The organism is Bacillus haimaensis, assembly GCF_048270625.1.
Classification (GTDB): Bacteria; Bacillota; Bacilli; order Bacillales; family Bacillaceae_I; genus Sutcliffiella_A; species Sutcliffiella_A haimaensis.
In genome coordinates this window covers 698,552-713,337 of the sequence record NZ_CP158164.1, presented here as the reverse complement: position 1 = coordinate 713,337, position 14,786 = coordinate 698,552, and the positions used below count along the sequence as shown (strand labels likewise).

Genomic DNA, 14,786 nt, shown 5'->3' with positions numbered 1-14,786 from the left:
GCATTCGTGATGTGATTATTTGCTAGTATCTCCGTGCAAAAGATGGAATAAACCACAAATGTGCATTTGGTTAAATTATGAAACTTATTCTTTTCTAACCCGTAAAATACAAGGAAGGGGGTGCTTTTTTGCAGGAATATACATTTACTTTGCCACTGTTCAAATATTCATCAAAACCGATAATAATTTCTAACCTAGAAGGACAAGCAATAGCCTCTTTCGGACGAACCTATCGAAAAAAATGGATAGCAATCATGTCCAAACTGCCTATTCCTATCATTTCGGAAGGTGCCATCGTGTTTTTCGGTAAAAAGGATTGCAGAGGATCTGCACAAAATGGGGAGGAAGTGATAGTACAGGAACGAACCTTTAAAGAGAATTTATTACGGATGAAGTGGGATATTCTCATACATAATCAACAGTTGGAAGAAAAGAAGTATATTTTAAAAGATATATCCAAAGTAAAGACGCATGGCAAGTTCCTGTATGAAAAGGAGAATGATACCCTAACGATTCAAAAGGATATGTTCAATCGGACAGCCTACATAAAAAGTGATGAATTGCTTGTTGCTGAAATTAAAGTGGAGAAGCGTTTTCCAAGACCCAAATTTAGATTTGTAATACATAAAGAGAATCTGATATCCCCCTTGGAAATTGGTGTACTTTACTTTATTTTCAATATGCAGTTTGATTGATTTCACATAAAAAAAGAGCACTCCTAAAGGAATGCTCTTTTACTATTTATGCAGATGTCTTTTCGTCCTCTTCCAATTCGGATCCATCATCCAGAATCAGTTTTGGAGCGACATTGTTCGCTACGGTATCAGCTGTGATGACACATTTTTTAATATCATCTCTTGAAGGAAGTTCATACATCACATCAAGCATGATGCCTTCAATGATGGATCTTAGTCCACGCGCACCCGTTTTTCTTTCGATCGCTTTTTTCGCAATCTCAACTAACGCTCCATCTTCAAACTCAAGCTCGACATTATCAAGATCCAACATCTTTTGATATTGCTTCACAAGTGCATTTTTAGGCTTAGTCAGGATTTCAATCAATGCATCTTCATCCAACGGCATTAAGCTTGCAGTAACCGGAAGACGTCCGATGAACTCCGGGATCAAACCAAAGCGAAGAAGGTCTTCTGGCAACACTTTAGAAAGAAGTTCCTTTTGCTCCAGCTCATCCGCTTTTGCTTCAACAGTTCCGAATCCAATTACTTTTTTACCTAGACGGCGCTTGATAATCTGTTCGATTCCGTCAAATGCCCCACCGCAAATAAATAGGATATTCGTGGTATCAATTTGAATGAATTCCTGATGAGGGTGCTTACGTCCGCCTTGTGGAGGTACACTTGCAACAGTACCTTCCAAAATCTTCAGTAACGCTTGCTGTACACCTTCACCGGAAACGTCGCGCGTAATGGATGGATTCTCCGACTTACGTGCCACTTTATCGATTTCATCGATGTAGATGATGCCTTTTTCAGCCTTTTCTACATCATAGTCCGCCGCTTGAATCAGTTTAAGCAGAATATTCTCTACGTCTTCCCCAACATAACCAGCTTCTGTCAAAGAAGTCGCATCGGCAATAGCGAAAGGAACATTCAGTATTCTTGCTAAAGTTTGAGCCAATAAGGTTTTCCCACTACCAGTCGGACCGATCATGGCAATATTACTCTTCGCAAGCTCCACATCATCAATCTTGCTATTCGAATTGATACGCTTGTAGTGGTTATATACCGCTACGGAAAGCGATTTTTTAGCAGACTCCTGTCCAATAACATATTCGTCTAGAATATCACGAATCTCTTTTGGCTTCGGAACGTCTTTAAACTCCACTTCTTCCTCTGTACCTAGCTCCTCTTCCACAATCTCTGTACAAAGTTCAATACATTCATCACATATGTATACACCTGGCCCAGCAACAAGTTTTCGAACTTGATCCTGCGTTTTCCCACAGAAAGAACATTTTAATTGTCCTTTTTCGTCATTAAATTTAAACAAATTGTTTCACCCCTTATCATTTCTCTCTATTCTCATCCACCGGCTGGCTAAGATTAAACAAAGAATAGAAATGCCGAACAGACCTATTATCCTGCCCAGCTTTCTTATCCAATAAGAAAAAATCCATTTTCCCATTAATCAAAACGAATAGTTATGTACTGCATTTTACCACATATTTACCTAACATTTCTAATAATATCTCTTTGGTTATGTATGGATATTTTAGAGGAAGAGTCCGTACTATTGTATCCATGATATGAAATAAATAACACAGCGATGGGTGGAAATAAAGGAAAATCTAATCAGAATCTTGTCCAGATGGTACAAAACAAGGCACGATCAAGTCGCGCCTTGTCTCTTATATATTATTATGCAACATCTTTACTGTTTTCTACAAGGAAATCAATTGCTTTTCTGATTTTCAAATCTTCTTTAAGACCTTCCAAGCTTCCTAGCGCTTGCTTGATTTGCTCTACAGGCATATTGTACATACCAGCCATTTTTTCCACTTCTTCGTTCGCTTCTTCATCTGTTACTTCGATGTTTTCAGCAATGGAAATAGCTTCAAGAGTCAAGTTCATTTTCACACGCTTTTCTGCATCCTCTTTCATTTGAGTGCGAAGAGCTTCTTCGTCCTGACCAGAGAATTGGAAGTAAAGATCTAAAGTCATACCTTGCATTTGAAGGCGTTGTTCGAATTCTTTAACCATGCGGTCAGTTTCTGTTTTCACCATTGCTTCTGGAATTTCCACTTCTGTGTTAGCAGCAGCTTTTTCCACTAGCGTGTCACGAAGGTGATTGTCAGCGTCTGTTTTCTTTGCTTCTTCTAGACGAGCTTTTGTTTTTGCTTTAAGCTCTTCAAGCGTTTCAACTTCTTCGTCTACATCTTTCGCGAACTCGTCGTCAAGTGCAGGAAGTTCTTTTGTTTTGATTTCGTGAAGTGTCACTTTGAATACAGCAGGCTTACCAGCAAGCTCTTCAGCATGGTACTCTTCAGGGAAAGAAACTTCTACTTCTTTCTCTGCTCCAGCTGTCATTCCAACCAGTTGCTCTTCGAAGCCAGGGATGAACGTATTAGAACCGATTTCCAAAGAATAGTTCTCCGCTTTTCCACCTTCGAAAGCTTCACCGTTTACGAATCCTTCAAAGTCCATCACAACTGTGTCGCCATTTTCTACAGCGCCTTCTTCTTTTACAACAAGCTCAGCTTGACGCTCTTGAAGACCCTTTAATTCAGCATCTACATCTTCGTCAGAAACGTTAGCATCCATACGTTCAACTTCTAACCCTTTGTAGTCGCCAAGTTTAACTTCCGGCTTCACGATTACTTTCGCAGTGAATACCAAAGGCTGGTTCTTTTCGATGTTTTCGATATCGATTTCCGGTTGGTCAACAGGCTCGATACCAGTTTCAGTTACAGCTTTTGCATAAGCTTCAGGAAGAATGATATCAAGAGCATCTTGATAAAGTACTTCCACACCAAAGCGTTGTTCGAACATTCCACGAGGTACCTTACCTTTACGGAATCCAGGTACGTTAACTTTTGTTACAACTTTTTTAAATGCTTCGTCAAGACCTTTGTTAACAGTTTCAGCGTCAACTTCGATTGTTAACACGCCTTGATTTCCTTCTAACTTTTCCCATTTAGCAGACATAATTTTCCCTCCAACATCTATTTTCGAAAAAGATAATGAAACTGTCACTATCTAATCGGCATAACCACATTTTCACGTGGTTGTTTGTTTACAAAATTTGCTGCATGCACATTCCTGATTGTCCCATATTCTGGCACAATCTAAGAAACCTATATGGTATATACAGTTTACAACCCTTACATTATAACACAACCTGCAACGAGTTCAACAGATACCATTATAAATGTAAAAATGAAAAATCTTCAAGCTTCTTAATTTGGTCCAGGATGCCTTCCAGTTCAACAGCCTTTACACCATATTGGTCAAAAAATTCCTCTTCGTCATGAGGAATCCCATAGAGATCATTGCCTAGCCTATGCAATCCTGCTGCCCATAATTTTGGGGAAGAGGGTTGAAATGGAATCGGAAACTGTGCAGTATGTAACCTTACAAGCATTTCCTTCAAGCTTTCAAATAAAACCGGATTTTCGCTGTTTACCGAATCATCCAATAGCCCGATCACTTTGTTTAAAAATGGATCCTCTTCACCAGTGGGTAGATCCTTCGGTACGACTATAGCGGCTTGACCCAGCTTATGTACGTGAAATTCCTTCTCCACTCCTTGCTCCTTCAGCATATGGAGGAGAAATGTCTTTAATACAGGATGCTTTTCTACATCTTGAAGATATTGTTCGATGTCAGGAAGATAAGGACGAATATGCATCTGTTTTAATTGTTGAATGATTTCATACTGTTTTTGCAGTGTACCGCTATGTAGCTTTTCGATGGGAAAAGTGTGCGAATCATCGTATATTACCGGGTCTTCCTTTTCCTTATCCTGTGCTTCATCCTGCCCTGGGAGCATTTTTCTCGCAAATTCCAGAAGCTGATAAAAGTTCTGTGCATACTGGGCCGGAATTTTATCTTCCTCTAAAATCGCCTCAATCGTATTCTTCACTTCCCCATACTCTTTCAGCTGAATAAGGATTGTGATATAGATTTGGAGGATGTGAAAGTAATCCCCGATGTCTTCCCTGAGCATTTTCTTGCAGCGGTTCTTCGCCTCGGCAAGCTGTCCCAGTTCCATATAACATACAATCATCCCAAGCTCCACTTCTGCATAGGCATATTCATTTTCTCTTGCTTGTTCGAACAGCGCAAGCGCCTCTGAGAACTTCTTTTCCTTCATTGTATTCATCGCTTTTTCCAATAATCGCTGTTTAAGATTTGGGAACTCTACAACCTTCTTTATCTGTTTTTGTTTGTTTGTCATATGTATTTTTCCATCCTATTTTTTTGTGGAAATATTTGAAACAAGTGTATCAATGTTTAGTTGGGAGTACAAGTGAAATGGGAATGACGGGTGAATGCCATTCGAGATGTCATTGTTGCTATTAAGATAAAATTAACACATCAAATGTAGCCCGTTGATTTCCGCTGCAGACACTTGCTTTCCGCGGGGACGGATTGGAGCCTCCTCGGCTTCGCCTGAGGGGTCTCCAATGCCATCTATTCTCCCGCAGGAGTCAAGTGTCTTCCGCTACAATCAACTCACGGGTTAAACATTATTTGCTAAAAGGAAGAGCCTTAAAATCAATCAAATCCCCTACTGAAATGAAAATTGAGACAAAATACATTTTTATTTTTAGAAAGACAAATTTTTCACTTTGGGTCACCCCTGTTGGTTGGAGTGCAAGGCGTGAGACTCCTGCGGGAGCAGCGTGTCAAGGGAGACCCCGCGGAAAGCGAACGCCTGGAACGGAGACCAACAGGGTGTTTAATGTTGACATCTTATCCTTAGCCATACCCTATCCTTAAAGCAACAATCTTTAAGAATAGAGCCTTTTGTTAGACGAAAAAACACCACATACAATTTTATCAGCACTCAAAGATTAAGTGCTCATAAAAACGTACATGGTGCTTTAGGTAAAATGGCGTCCCAGGAGGGATTCGAACCCCCGACACACGGCTTAGAAGGCCGTTGCTCTATCCTGCTGAGCTACTGGGACTAAAAATAAGTGGACATAGTCACAAGAAATATTTACTAATTATCATCAGCGACAAGATTTATTATATGAGATAGGGATTCTAAAGTCAACACTTTTTCAAAAACTTTTCTTATATAACTTTTAAAGAGAAGAAAGAGAGAGAATTGGGCCTCCCCTCTCTACTTGTTGAAGGTATGAGAGGATAATCTCTCTCCCTTTTCATTATAGTAGTGTACGAAAAAATCCAGATTTGTTTCTTCTATTATAGCATAGGTTTTATCATGTGTCATACGTGGCAAGCTGATGCTGCCAGGGTTCACAAAGAGGATCCCCCCGGTATATTCCGCACCCGCGATATGAGAGTGGCCGAAGCAGACTATATTTGCTTCCTCCTCTTCTGCAGCATACTTGATCGGCATCAAGGAGGATTTCACCTGATGAAGGTGACCATGGGCAATAAAGAGACGATTACTTTCAACTTCTATGATTAATCTCTGTGGATAACCACTATCGAAATCACAATTTCCTCTCACCGCATAAAAACCTTCCATTGCCGTGCTGTCCGATGGCAATTCAGAATCCCCACAATGAACGAAATGCTCCACCTCATCTTGATGTCGGGCCTTCAGCTGCTGCAGGACATCTGTTTGACCATGATTGTCACTGACAACTAGTACTTTCATCCTCTCACTCCTATTTTGTGAGAAATAAATCATCCCACTTATTGGTTAATTGCTTGATCGCATTCCCTCTGTGGCTGATTTCACTTTTTTCTTCTTTGGAGAGCTGTGCCATCGTTTTCCCTTTTTCTTCTACAAAGAATACGGGATCGTAGCCGAATCCATTTTCACCGATAGGCTGATGTGTAATCTTTCCTTCACAGGTCCCACGGACAGTATGATTATTACCTGTAGGCTGCACGATTGCCAAAACGCAAACGAATCTTGCTGTTCTCTTTTCATCTGGTACATTTTCCAGCTTCCCTAAGACCTTCAGATAATTTTCCCTGTCATTTTTATTAGTACCCGCGTACCTCGCTGAGTACACACCCGGTTCTCCGTTCAGGGCATCCACTTCCAACCCGGAGTCATCGGCAAGAACGGTTTTACCCAGATATTCCGCTACCGCAGATGCTTTTAATAGCGCATTTTCTTCAAAGGTTGTCCCTGTCTCTTCCACTTCCGGAATCTCTGGGAAATCTGCCAATGATTTAACTAAGATCCCTTTTGGTTCAAGGATTGTTTGAAACTCCTGAACTTTGCCGGGATTGTTCGTGGCGATGATAATCTCCTGCATGGTCACAGTCTGTTCACTTCCTCTTTTGATATTCCAATGTTTTCAGCGATTGTACCAAGGGCCTGCTTTTGGCATTCAACCAGCTGTAGCATCCCTTCCTCTGCAAGGTCCAATAGCTCATTAAGCTGTTTTCTGGAAAAAGTGGCTTCCTCTCCAGTTCCCTGCAGCTCTACAAAGTCCAACGAACCTGTCATGACGACATTCATATCCACTTGCGCTTTCGAATCTTCTATGTAATTCAAATCGAGGATCGGCCCAACTTGCGCATCGATTCCAACTGATGTAGCTGCCAAATAATCTATGATTGGCAGGGCTTTGATTTTTTTTGCCTCAACAAGTTTTTGGAATGCGAGAACCATCGCAACGAAGGCACCTGTTATCGATGCAGTTCTTGTACCACCATCGGCTTGGATCACGTCACAGTCAATCCAGATTGTCTTTTCTCCGAGTTTCTCCAAGTCCACCACTGACCGCAGCGCCCTTCCTATCAGACGCTGAATCTCCATCGTACGGCCTGATACTTTTCCTTTTGTGGATTCACGCATGGTTCTTTTCTCCGTCGCTCTAGGCAGCATGGAATATTCGGCGGTTATCCACCCTTTGCCCTGTCCACGCATAAACGGGGGTACTCGATCCTCGACGGTAGCAGTACAGATAACCTTTGTCTCCCCAACTGTGATCAGGACACTTCCCTCCGGATGGGTTATGTAATGAGGGATAATTTCAATTTTTCTTAATTCATTATTGTCTCTTCCATCTACTCTCGACATATTCTAAACTCCTTTTCTATAGTAGGCAGCATGATAACTGTCCAACAGTAAGAGTGTATGATCACGAATCAATAGGAAAAAGAGGCAGTTACCCACCTCTTCACATGTCCTCCATTAGTATATCAAATTTTAGAGATTAAAACCTTCCTGTATTCACATTTTCGGGTCTAGCAACAGGCTCGGATACATTCGTTCCGTCTGTAGCCATCAAGTCGCCCTCCCCATTCACTGTAATGGAGATTGTTTCTACTCCGGCTTGCTCAGTTAAAGTCAGGACAAGGGAATCCACTACTGCTCTGGAAACTACCTTCTCCTCGAGCCCAAGGATATCTTCATTGAAATCCAGTGTAAGGTTGCCATTTGCATATTTCGGTTCAGATAAAAGCTTAATTTCATTGCTCAATTCCTTCGTCAGGCCTGAATTATAGGAAGGTCCGGCAACCAACGCATTGACGATTGCTGTATAGTCGTTTGACTCAGTCATCGCTAAACGCTTCGTGACAGGAACATAGTACGGATCTCCTTCATTGTTTTCAGCAACAAAATAGAGGGTTACCGCACGAGTATTCCGGATATCCACCGTTTCAGAAGTATCAAGATTGATACCGTTGGCCCTGCTTACCCCTTTTCCGATTGGTGTCTTATTTACAGGCATCACTTCCTGGTTATGTCCGTTTACCTGGATCTGGACTTTTTTCACGTTTGGAAACTGTGTTAACGTCCAAGTGATGGATTCCAGGATTTTCATTTCATCATTTTTATCATATTCAATGAACTCATTGGAGAAGTCAGCAATAATGGTGCCATCCTCCTTCAGGTTCACATCCACCTCTGTACCTGCCGGAAGAACCGCACGGAATCCATTAGGCAGCAGTTCCTCGATAGGACCGCCCTTCACCAGGTATTCCAAGGCTTGTTTTGCTGTACCTTCCGTCTTTGGCAAATCAAATGTTTGGGATACAACATAGCCGTTACTGTCGATTAAGTATAATTCCCTTTTGGTAGTTTCCGTTACAGCCTCTTCCTCGCCATCCGCTCCTGTACCATCTGCTTCAGTACCTTCTGCTTCTTCTGTTACATCTTCGGCATCATCCACATAACTGACATCCTTTGGAATATCTGCTTCAGGCGTGGCCTGCTCATCCCCTCCGAATAATCCACATCCAGACAATAATACAGAGGATGCAAGAACAGCTGCAGCAGTCATTTTCACTTTTTTATTAGACATAGGTTTCCCTCCTAAGACGGTTTGTACTAACATGTATACGAGCCCTATGTCTAAAATAGACCGGATGAAAAAAGAATTTGTCCAAAAAGAAAAAACTCCTTCCGAAAAGGAAAGAGTTTTTCTATTATTGCCTATCGAGTCCATGACTTTATATCGATATGGGTTCCAAAACAATCGTCTTCACATTTTTGACCTGCTGTTCAAACAGCTTGGAAGCAATTTTTTCGAAAAGCTCTCGGGAGCCTGTTGTATAGAATACATGCTCCTCTTTGGAGATAGTCCAGTTCAGTAGTTTCTTAAAGTTCAGGATGGTGCTCACTTCCCTTGCTGTTTCGTCCCCTGAGCAGATCAACTGGACATCAGGTCCCATCACTTCCTGGATGGTAGGTCGCAACAGCGGATAATGGGTGCATCCGAGAATCAGCGTATCCATGCCCATCCCCTGGAAAGGAATCAAGGTTTCACGGACTATGCCAAAGGCAGCTTCTCCTTCGAATTCCCCGCTTTCCACCAATGGGACGAAGTTGGGACAAGCAAGGCTGTCAACTGAGACGTCGTTATTGATTGATTTCAACGCGTTTTCATAAGCACCACTATTCACCGTTCCTACTGTACCGATTACGCCAACATGATTGTTGGACGTGACTTTCAGTGCAGTTCGGGCACCTGGATCCACGACACCAATGACAGGAATGTCCAGCTGCTCCCTGATTTCCTCCAACACAACTGCTGTTGCGGTATTGCAGGCGATCACAAGCATTTTGATATCATGCAGCAGCAGAAACCTTGTCATTTCCCAAGTGAACCTGCGGACCTCTTCAGCAGGTCTTGGCCCATACGGACAACGGGCTGTGTCACCAAGATAGATAATTCTTTCTTTTGGAAGCTGTCGCATTATTTCCTTTGCAACTGTAAGGCCTCCAACTCCCGAATCAATTACGCCAATTGGTCTTTGCAACTAAATCCCTCATTCTTTCATTTCTAGATGTAATCGTGCTAAACACTTTTCTAACATGAAAATCTCATCTTGTGAATAGTTCTTTAGGATGTTTCGCAAATAATCCTGTCTCTTATGCACTACTTCTTCAATGATCCGTGCGCCCTCTTCCAGCAGGTGGATGCGTACCACTCGGCGGTCGTTGGGATCTTTTACTCGCTGTACGAGTTCATTTTTCTCCATGCGGTCTACTAGGTCTGTTGTCGTGCTGCACGCAAGATACATCTTGGTGGAAAGCTCCCCGATCGTCATATCCCCGCCTTCCATCAACCATTGCAAGGCAACAAATTGTGGTGGTGTAATCGTATAATTGCTAAGGATTTCGCGACCTTTCTGTTTTACTAGTGTCGCTATGTACCTTAATGATTTTTCAATATCCGCTACCAATTGATCTTCTGATACTAACTCATTTTGCATTGTCATTCCCGACCCTCTTTCTACATATATGTCTTTTTATCTATATTCTGAAAGGACTTGTGAAGTTATTAGCAATACGAAATTAAATCTTCTCCTTACCATTCTCTTATGTTTTCCTCTAAAAAGCAAGATGTAACAATCAATAATCATATGAGAACCAATCGCAATACTTGGGTTTTGAATAAAATAACCGACTATCTTCCTTAACGAATTGTTAATAGATAGCCGGCAGATTATTAAAGCTCTAACTCTCCCATGCGAAGAAGCTCGACAACTGCTTGGGACCGCCCCTTGACTCCCAGCTTTTGCATAGCGTTTGAAATGTGGTTCCGAACTGTTTTCTCACTGATAAACAACTCACCAGCAATCTCTTTTGTTGTTTTATCTTGAACTAACAGCTCAAATACTTCTCTTTCTCTTTTGGTAAGCAATGGCTTTGGTTGAAACTCTTTCTCCTTCAATAATTGTAACCCTCCTTGCCTTAGCCAGAGCTGAACTAGCGGATGGGTGTATATTTAGTCATGGTATAATATGTTAGCAGGCAGGATGGAGTTACATCTAAATATGCAGTTTTTCATCTAAAAAGGAAAAAAAGGCTTTAATTATTTATTGAGAGCGGAGAAAGGAATAAATGGCGCTGTTCCGCGCTCCAAGCTTCCCCTTTTCCTGTATGCTTGTTGAGTTGAACCATCCGACCTCTTCCAACAAAGCAAGGTTCCCCATTCTCTCTTTTTCCGAGGTAATGCAGGTCCACAGAGGATGTCCCCAACTCATTCGCTTTCACATAGATTTCCAGCTTCTCCCCGAAATACACCTGCTTCAGAAAATCGCATTGCAGATCTGCCACCACAGGAATGGTGCTGCTCGAGGGCTTTGTCCAATCCTGCATGAATCCCAATGCTTTAAAGAACTCAATTCTTGACTCTTCAAAATAGACAAATGGAACAGTGTTATTCATGTGCCCAAACATATCGGTTTCCGAGAAGCGGACTGTCACCTCATGACTGAATGAGAACTCATTCATCCAATGATGCATATCCTTGATATAAGCTGTATTTTTCATTACCCTTACCCTCCTATTTATTTTCAATATCTTCAGATAAATCATTCATTTGTAAAAAAACGCCCCTTAACAAGAAAGAGGCGTTCGTTTTATTTATGCTTGGTCACTGCCAAAGAAATTACGGAACATCTGGATAGTCGTATCGCGGTTAAGTGCCGCAATGGAAGTGGTCAATGGAATGCCTTTAGGGCAAGACTGCACACAGTTTTGTGAGTTACCGCAGTTTGCAAGTCCACCGTCACCCATGATTGCTTCCAGGCGTTCTGATTTGTTCATCTCCCCAGTTGGATGCGCATTGAATAGTCGCACCTGGGAAAGAGGAGCAGGACCGATGAAGTCCGATTTGCTGTTTACGTTAGGACATGCTTCGAGACAAACACCACATGTCATACATTTAGAAAGCTCGTAAGCCCATTGGCGTTTCTTCTCCGGCATACGAGGACCAGGCCCAAGATCGTATGTTCCGTCGATTGGAATCCAAGCTTTTACCTTTTTCAAGGAATCGAACATACGGCTTCTGTCCACCTGCAGGTCACGGACAACCGGGAAAGTACTCATCGGCTCAAGCACGATCGGCTGCTCCAACTGATCGACAAGCGCTGTACAGGATTGACGAGGCTTTCCGTTGATCACCATGGAGCACGCTCCACAGACCTCTTCCAAACAGTTCATGTCCCAGTTTACAGGAGTCGTAGCTTTTCCGTCTGCATTCACAGGATTACGACGCACTTCCATCAAGGCGGAAATGACGTTCATGTTAGGACGGTAAGGCAATTCAAATGTTTCATAGAAAGGGGTTCCATCAGGACCATCTTGACGCTTCACTTTAAACGTTACTGTTTTTGTTTGTTCAGCCATCATTCTTTACCCCCTTTTTTCTTGGAATAGTCACGCTTACGCGGCGGGATCAAGCTTACATCCACATCTTCGTAATGGAACTCAGGTGCAGATTTAGGGCCAGTGAATTTCGCCATTGTTGTTTTTAGGAATTCTTCATCGTTACGTTCCGGGAAGTCCGGTTTATAGTGCGCTCCGCGGCTTTCATTACGGTTATATGCACCGATTGTCACGACACGCGCCAATTGAAGCATGTGGAATAGCTGACGGGTGAACGCCGCTCCCTGGTTGCTCCATTTTGCTGTGTCATGGATATTGATATTATCATAACGCTCTAAAAGTTCCTGGATTTTCGCATCTGTCTGTAAAAGCTTATCGTTGTAACGTACAACTGTTACGTTGTCTGTCATCCACTCGCCTAGCTCTTTGTGAATGACATATGCATTCTCCGTACCGTTCATCGTCATGATGCGGTTCCATTTCTGCTCTTCTTCTTTTACATAGCGATCGAATAGAGAAGTGGCAAGAGAATCTGTAGATTTTTCAAGTCCATTCATGTATTCAACCGCTTTTGGACCAGCTACCATACCGCCATAGATGGCTGAAAGTAGGGAGTTGGCACCTAGACGGTTCGCACCATGCTGTGAGTAATCACATTCTCCTGCTGCAAATAGACCTGGAATGTTTGTCATTTGGTCATAATCGACCCACAGACCACCCATGGAATAGTGAACAGCCGGGAAGATCTTCATTGGTACTTTACGAGGATCATCACCCATGAACTTCTCATAGATTTCGATGATTCCACCAAGTTTGATATCCAGTTCTTTCGGATCTTTATGGGAAAGATCCAGGTATACCATGTTTTCGCCGTTTACACCCAGCTTCTGATTTACACACACGTCAAAGATTTCACGTGTTGCAATATCACGAGGAACAAGGTTACCGTAGGCAGGGTATTTTTCCTCAAGGAAGTACCAAGGCTTCCCATCTTTATATGTCCAAACTCGTCCACCTTCTCCACGAGCAGATTCACTCATCAGACGAAGCTTGTCGTCTCCCGGAATCGCTGTAGGATGGATCTGGATGAATTCACCGTTTGCATAGTAGGCACCCTGCTGATACACGATCGATGCAGCAGAACCAGTATTGATGACAGAGTTTGTTGATTTACCGAAAATGATTCCAGGACCGCCTGTTGCCATGATGACAGCATCAGCAGGGAACGAAACGATTTCCATGCTTGTCAGGTTCTGTGCAACAACCCCACGGCACACGCCTTCATCATCGACGACAGTTCCCAGGAACTCCCAACCTTCATATTTCGTAACAAGTCCGGACACTTCATGGCGGCGAACTTGCTCATCCAGTGCGTATAATAATTGTTGGCCTGTTGTTGCTCCAGCGAATGCTGTACGGTGATGCTGTGTTCCACCAAAGCGACGGAAATCCAAAAGTCCTTCAGGTGTACGGTTGAACATAACGCCCATACGGTCCAAAAGATGGATGATCCCTGGTGCCGCTTCACACATTGCTTTAACTGGAGGTTGATTTGCTAAGAAATCCCCACCATATACGCTATCGTCAAAATGCTCCCACGGAGAATCCCCTTCTCCTTTTGTGTTTACTGCCCCGTTAATTCCACCCTGGGCACAAACCGAGTGAGAACGTTTAACTGGTACTAATGAAAATAAATCCACTGGTACACCGGCTTCTGCAATCTTAATGGTAGCCATTAAGCCCGCTAATCCACCGCCGACCACGATAATTTTTTTACTCAATGGTAACTCACTCCTTAATAGTTGCTATAGGTCTTATACGAATGCTAATAATGCTCGAACTCCTACGACTGAAAGAGCGACAAAGATACCCATTGTCACGTAGGTAGCAATTTGTTGAGAACGAGGAGTTACAGTAATTCCCCAGCTTACACAGAAAGACCAAAGGCCATTTGCGAAGTGGAAAATCGTTGCAATTACACCAACAACGTAAAACCCGAACATAGCAGGACTAGCAAGAATGTTAGCCATCATATCAAAGTTTACTTCCGCTCCTCTTGCAGCTGCAATACGTGTTTCCCATACGTGCCATACGATAAAAATCAATGTAACAATTCCCGTGAAACGTTGAACCATGAACATCCAGTTACGTCCATACCCATACTTGCTTACATTGTTCTTTGCTGTAAAAGCAATATATAAGCCGTAGATTGCGTGGAATAGAATTGGCAGGAAAATCACAAAAATTTCTAAAGCATAACGGAACGGCAGGCTCTCCATAAAATGTGCCGCTTTGTTAAATGCATCCGGACTCTTTGTAGCAAAATGGTTAACAACCAAGTGCTGAATTAAGAAAATACCAACCGGAATGACTCCTAGAAGCGAGTGGAGTCTTCGAAGTAAAAATTCACGTTCTGTTGCCATCACTTAACCCCCTTTTTAATGTAGGAAAATAGATTAGATGTTTACAAGTTCTTTCTTTCACTATCTATTATAGTAAAAAATCACTCGAACTCCCGCATCCCTTTTTTAAACTTTCAATATAAT

At 42.4% G+C, this 14,786-nt stretch carries 15 protein-coding genes and 1 tRNA gene; 1 reads left to right on the top strand and 15 read right to left on the bottom strand.

Features of this window, described 5'->3' with window-relative positions; all coding sequences use genetic code 11:
• Positions 1-128 precede the first annotated feature (128 nt).
• Positions 129-695 (top strand): hypothetical protein, encoded by a 567-nt coding sequence (locus ABN702_RS03405; protein WP_417899397.1) that lies wholly within the window; start codon positions 129-131, stop codon positions 693-695.
• Between the two features lie 46 nt (positions 696-741).
• Here the strand turns inward: ABN702_RS03405 and clpX are convergent, their stop codons facing one another.
• From clpX to ABN702_RS03330, 15 genes are all read right to left on the bottom strand, one after another.
• Complete coding sequence (gene clpX / locus ABN702_RS03400) at positions 742-2,010, bottom strand: ATP-dependent protease ATP-binding subunit ClpX (RefSeq protein WP_386640684.1); 1,269 nt, start codon at positions 2,008-2,010, stop codon at positions 742-744.
• A 368-nt stretch (positions 2,011-2,378) separates the two neighbouring features.
• On the bottom strand, positions 2,379-3,665 hold the full coding sequence (gene tig / locus ABN702_RS03395) for a trigger factor (RefSeq protein ID WP_417899396.1): 1,287 nt from the start codon (positions 3,663-3,665) through the stop codon (positions 2,379-2,381).
• A gap of 217 nt (positions 3,666-3,882) precedes the next feature.
• On the bottom strand, positions 3,883-4,917 hold the full coding sequence (locus ABN702_RS03390) for a tetratricopeptide repeat protein (RefSeq protein ID WP_417899395.1): 1,035 nt from the start codon (positions 4,915-4,917) through the stop codon (positions 3,883-3,885).
• A 659-nt stretch (positions 4,918-5,576) separates the two neighbouring features.
• Positions 5,577-5,653 (bottom strand) — tRNA-Arg (locus tag ABN702_RS03385).
• Positions 5,654-5,811: 158 nt separating this feature from the next.
• Positions 5,812-6,315: a metallophosphoesterase gene (locus ABN702_RS03380; protein ID WP_417899394.1), complete on the bottom strand. Its 504-nt coding sequence runs from the start codon at positions 6,313-6,315 to the stop codon at positions 5,812-5,814.
• 10 nt (positions 6,316-6,325) lie between these two features.
• On the bottom strand, positions 6,326-6,928 hold the full coding sequence (locus ABN702_RS03375; RefSeq protein ID WP_417900810.1) for an XTP/dITP diphosphatase: 603 nt from the start codon (positions 6,926-6,928) through the stop codon (positions 6,326-6,328).
• Positions 6,929-6,930: 2 nt separating this feature from the next.
• Entirely contained in the window at positions 6,931-7,698 is a 768-nt protein-coding gene (rph, locus tag ABN702_RS03370) for a ribonuclease PH (protein ID WP_417899393.1), read from the bottom strand.
• A 136-nt stretch (positions 7,699-7,834) separates the two neighbouring features.
• Positions 7,835-8,926 (bottom strand): GerMN domain-containing protein, encoded by a 1,092-nt coding sequence (locus ABN702_RS03365; RefSeq protein ID WP_417899392.1) that lies wholly within the window; start codon positions 8,924-8,926, stop codon positions 7,835-7,837.
• A gap of 148 nt (positions 8,927-9,074) precedes the next feature.
• A complete protein-coding gene (gene racE, locus ABN702_RS03360) occupies positions 9,075-9,884 on the bottom strand; it encodes a glutamate racemase (RefSeq protein WP_417899391.1) in 810 nt (269 codons plus the stop codon).
• Between the two features lie 9 nt (positions 9,885-9,893).
• Positions 9,894-10,346 (bottom strand): MarR family winged helix-turn-helix transcriptional regulator, encoded by a 453-nt coding sequence (locus ABN702_RS03355; protein ID WP_417899390.1) that lies wholly within the window; start codon positions 10,344-10,346, stop codon positions 9,894-9,896.
• A gap of 230 nt (positions 10,347-10,576) precedes the next feature.
• Positions 10,577-10,801, bottom strand: a complete 225-nt coding sequence (gene gerE / locus ABN702_RS03350; RefSeq protein ID WP_047972062.1) for a spore germination transcription factor GerE — start codon at positions 10,799-10,801, stop codon at positions 10,577-10,579.
• Positions 10,802-10,938: 137 nt separating this feature from the next.
• A complete protein-coding gene (locus ABN702_RS03345) occupies positions 10,939-11,403 on the bottom strand; it encodes an acyl-CoA thioesterase (protein WP_417899389.1) in 465 nt (154 codons plus the stop codon).
• A 93-nt stretch (positions 11,404-11,496) separates the two neighbouring features.
• Positions 11,497-12,261, bottom strand: coding sequence for a succinate dehydrogenase iron-sulfur subunit (sdhB, locus tag ABN702_RS03340; protein ID WP_417900809.1), 765 nt, complete (start codon positions 12,259-12,261; stop codon positions 11,497-11,499).
• The gene (gene sdhA / locus ABN702_RS03335) at positions 12,261-14,021 is read right to left on the bottom strand and encodes a succinate dehydrogenase flavoprotein subunit (protein WP_417899388.1); all 1,761 of its coding nucleotides are present in this window, start codon (positions 14,019-14,021) and stop codon (positions 12,261-12,263) included. Before sdhA ends, sdhB begins: the two co-directional genes overlap by 1 nt.
• Positions 14,022-14,054: 33 nt before the next feature.
• Positions 14,055-14,663 carry a succinate dehydrogenase cytochrome b558 subunit gene (locus tag ABN702_RS03330; RefSeq protein ID WP_417899387.1) on the bottom strand — a complete coding sequence of 203 codons (609 nt, stop codon included), beginning with the start codon at positions 14,661-14,663 and terminating at the stop codon, positions 14,055-14,057.
• Positions 14,664-14,786 lie beyond the last annotated feature (123 nt).

Coding starts and splice junctions, on each gene's coding strand:
- ABN702_RS03375 (WP_417900810.1), bottom strand. CDS start 6,928: ATGCAGGAGATTATCATCGCCACGAACAATCCCGGCAAAGTTCAGGAG.
- ABN702_RS03345 (WP_417899389.1), bottom strand. CDS start 11,403: ATGAAAAATACAGCTTATATCAAGGATATGCATCATTGGATGAATGAG.
- ABN702_RS03355 (WP_417899390.1), bottom strand. CDS start 10,346: ATGACAATGCAAAATGAGTTAGTATCAGAAGATCAATTGGTAGCGGAT.
- tig (WP_417899396.1), bottom strand. CDS start 3,665: ATGTCTGCTAAATGGGAAAAGTTAGAAGGAAATCAAGGCGTGTTAACA.
- ABN702_RS03390 (WP_417899395.1), bottom strand. CDS start 4,917: ATGACAAACAAACAAAAACAGATAAAGAAGGTTGTAGAGTTCCCAAAT.
- ABN702_RS03380 (WP_417899394.1), bottom strand. CDS start 6,315: ATGAAAGTACTAGTTGTCAGTGACAATCATGGTCAAACAGATGTCCTG.
- sdhB (WP_417900809.1), bottom strand. CDS start 12,261: ATGGCTGAACAAACAAAAACAGTAACGTTTAAAGTGAAGCGTCAAGAT.
- rph (WP_417899393.1), bottom strand. CDS start 7,698: ATGTCGAGAGTAGATGGAAGAGACAATAATGAATTAAGAAAAATTGAA.
- ABN702_RS03330 (WP_417899387.1), bottom strand. CDS start 14,663: ATGGCAACAGAACGTGAATTTTTACTTCGAAGACTCCACTCGCTTCTA.
- ABN702_RS03365 (WP_417899392.1), bottom strand. CDS start 8,926: ATGTCTAATAAAAAAGTGAAAATGACTGCTGCAGCTGTTCTTGCATCC.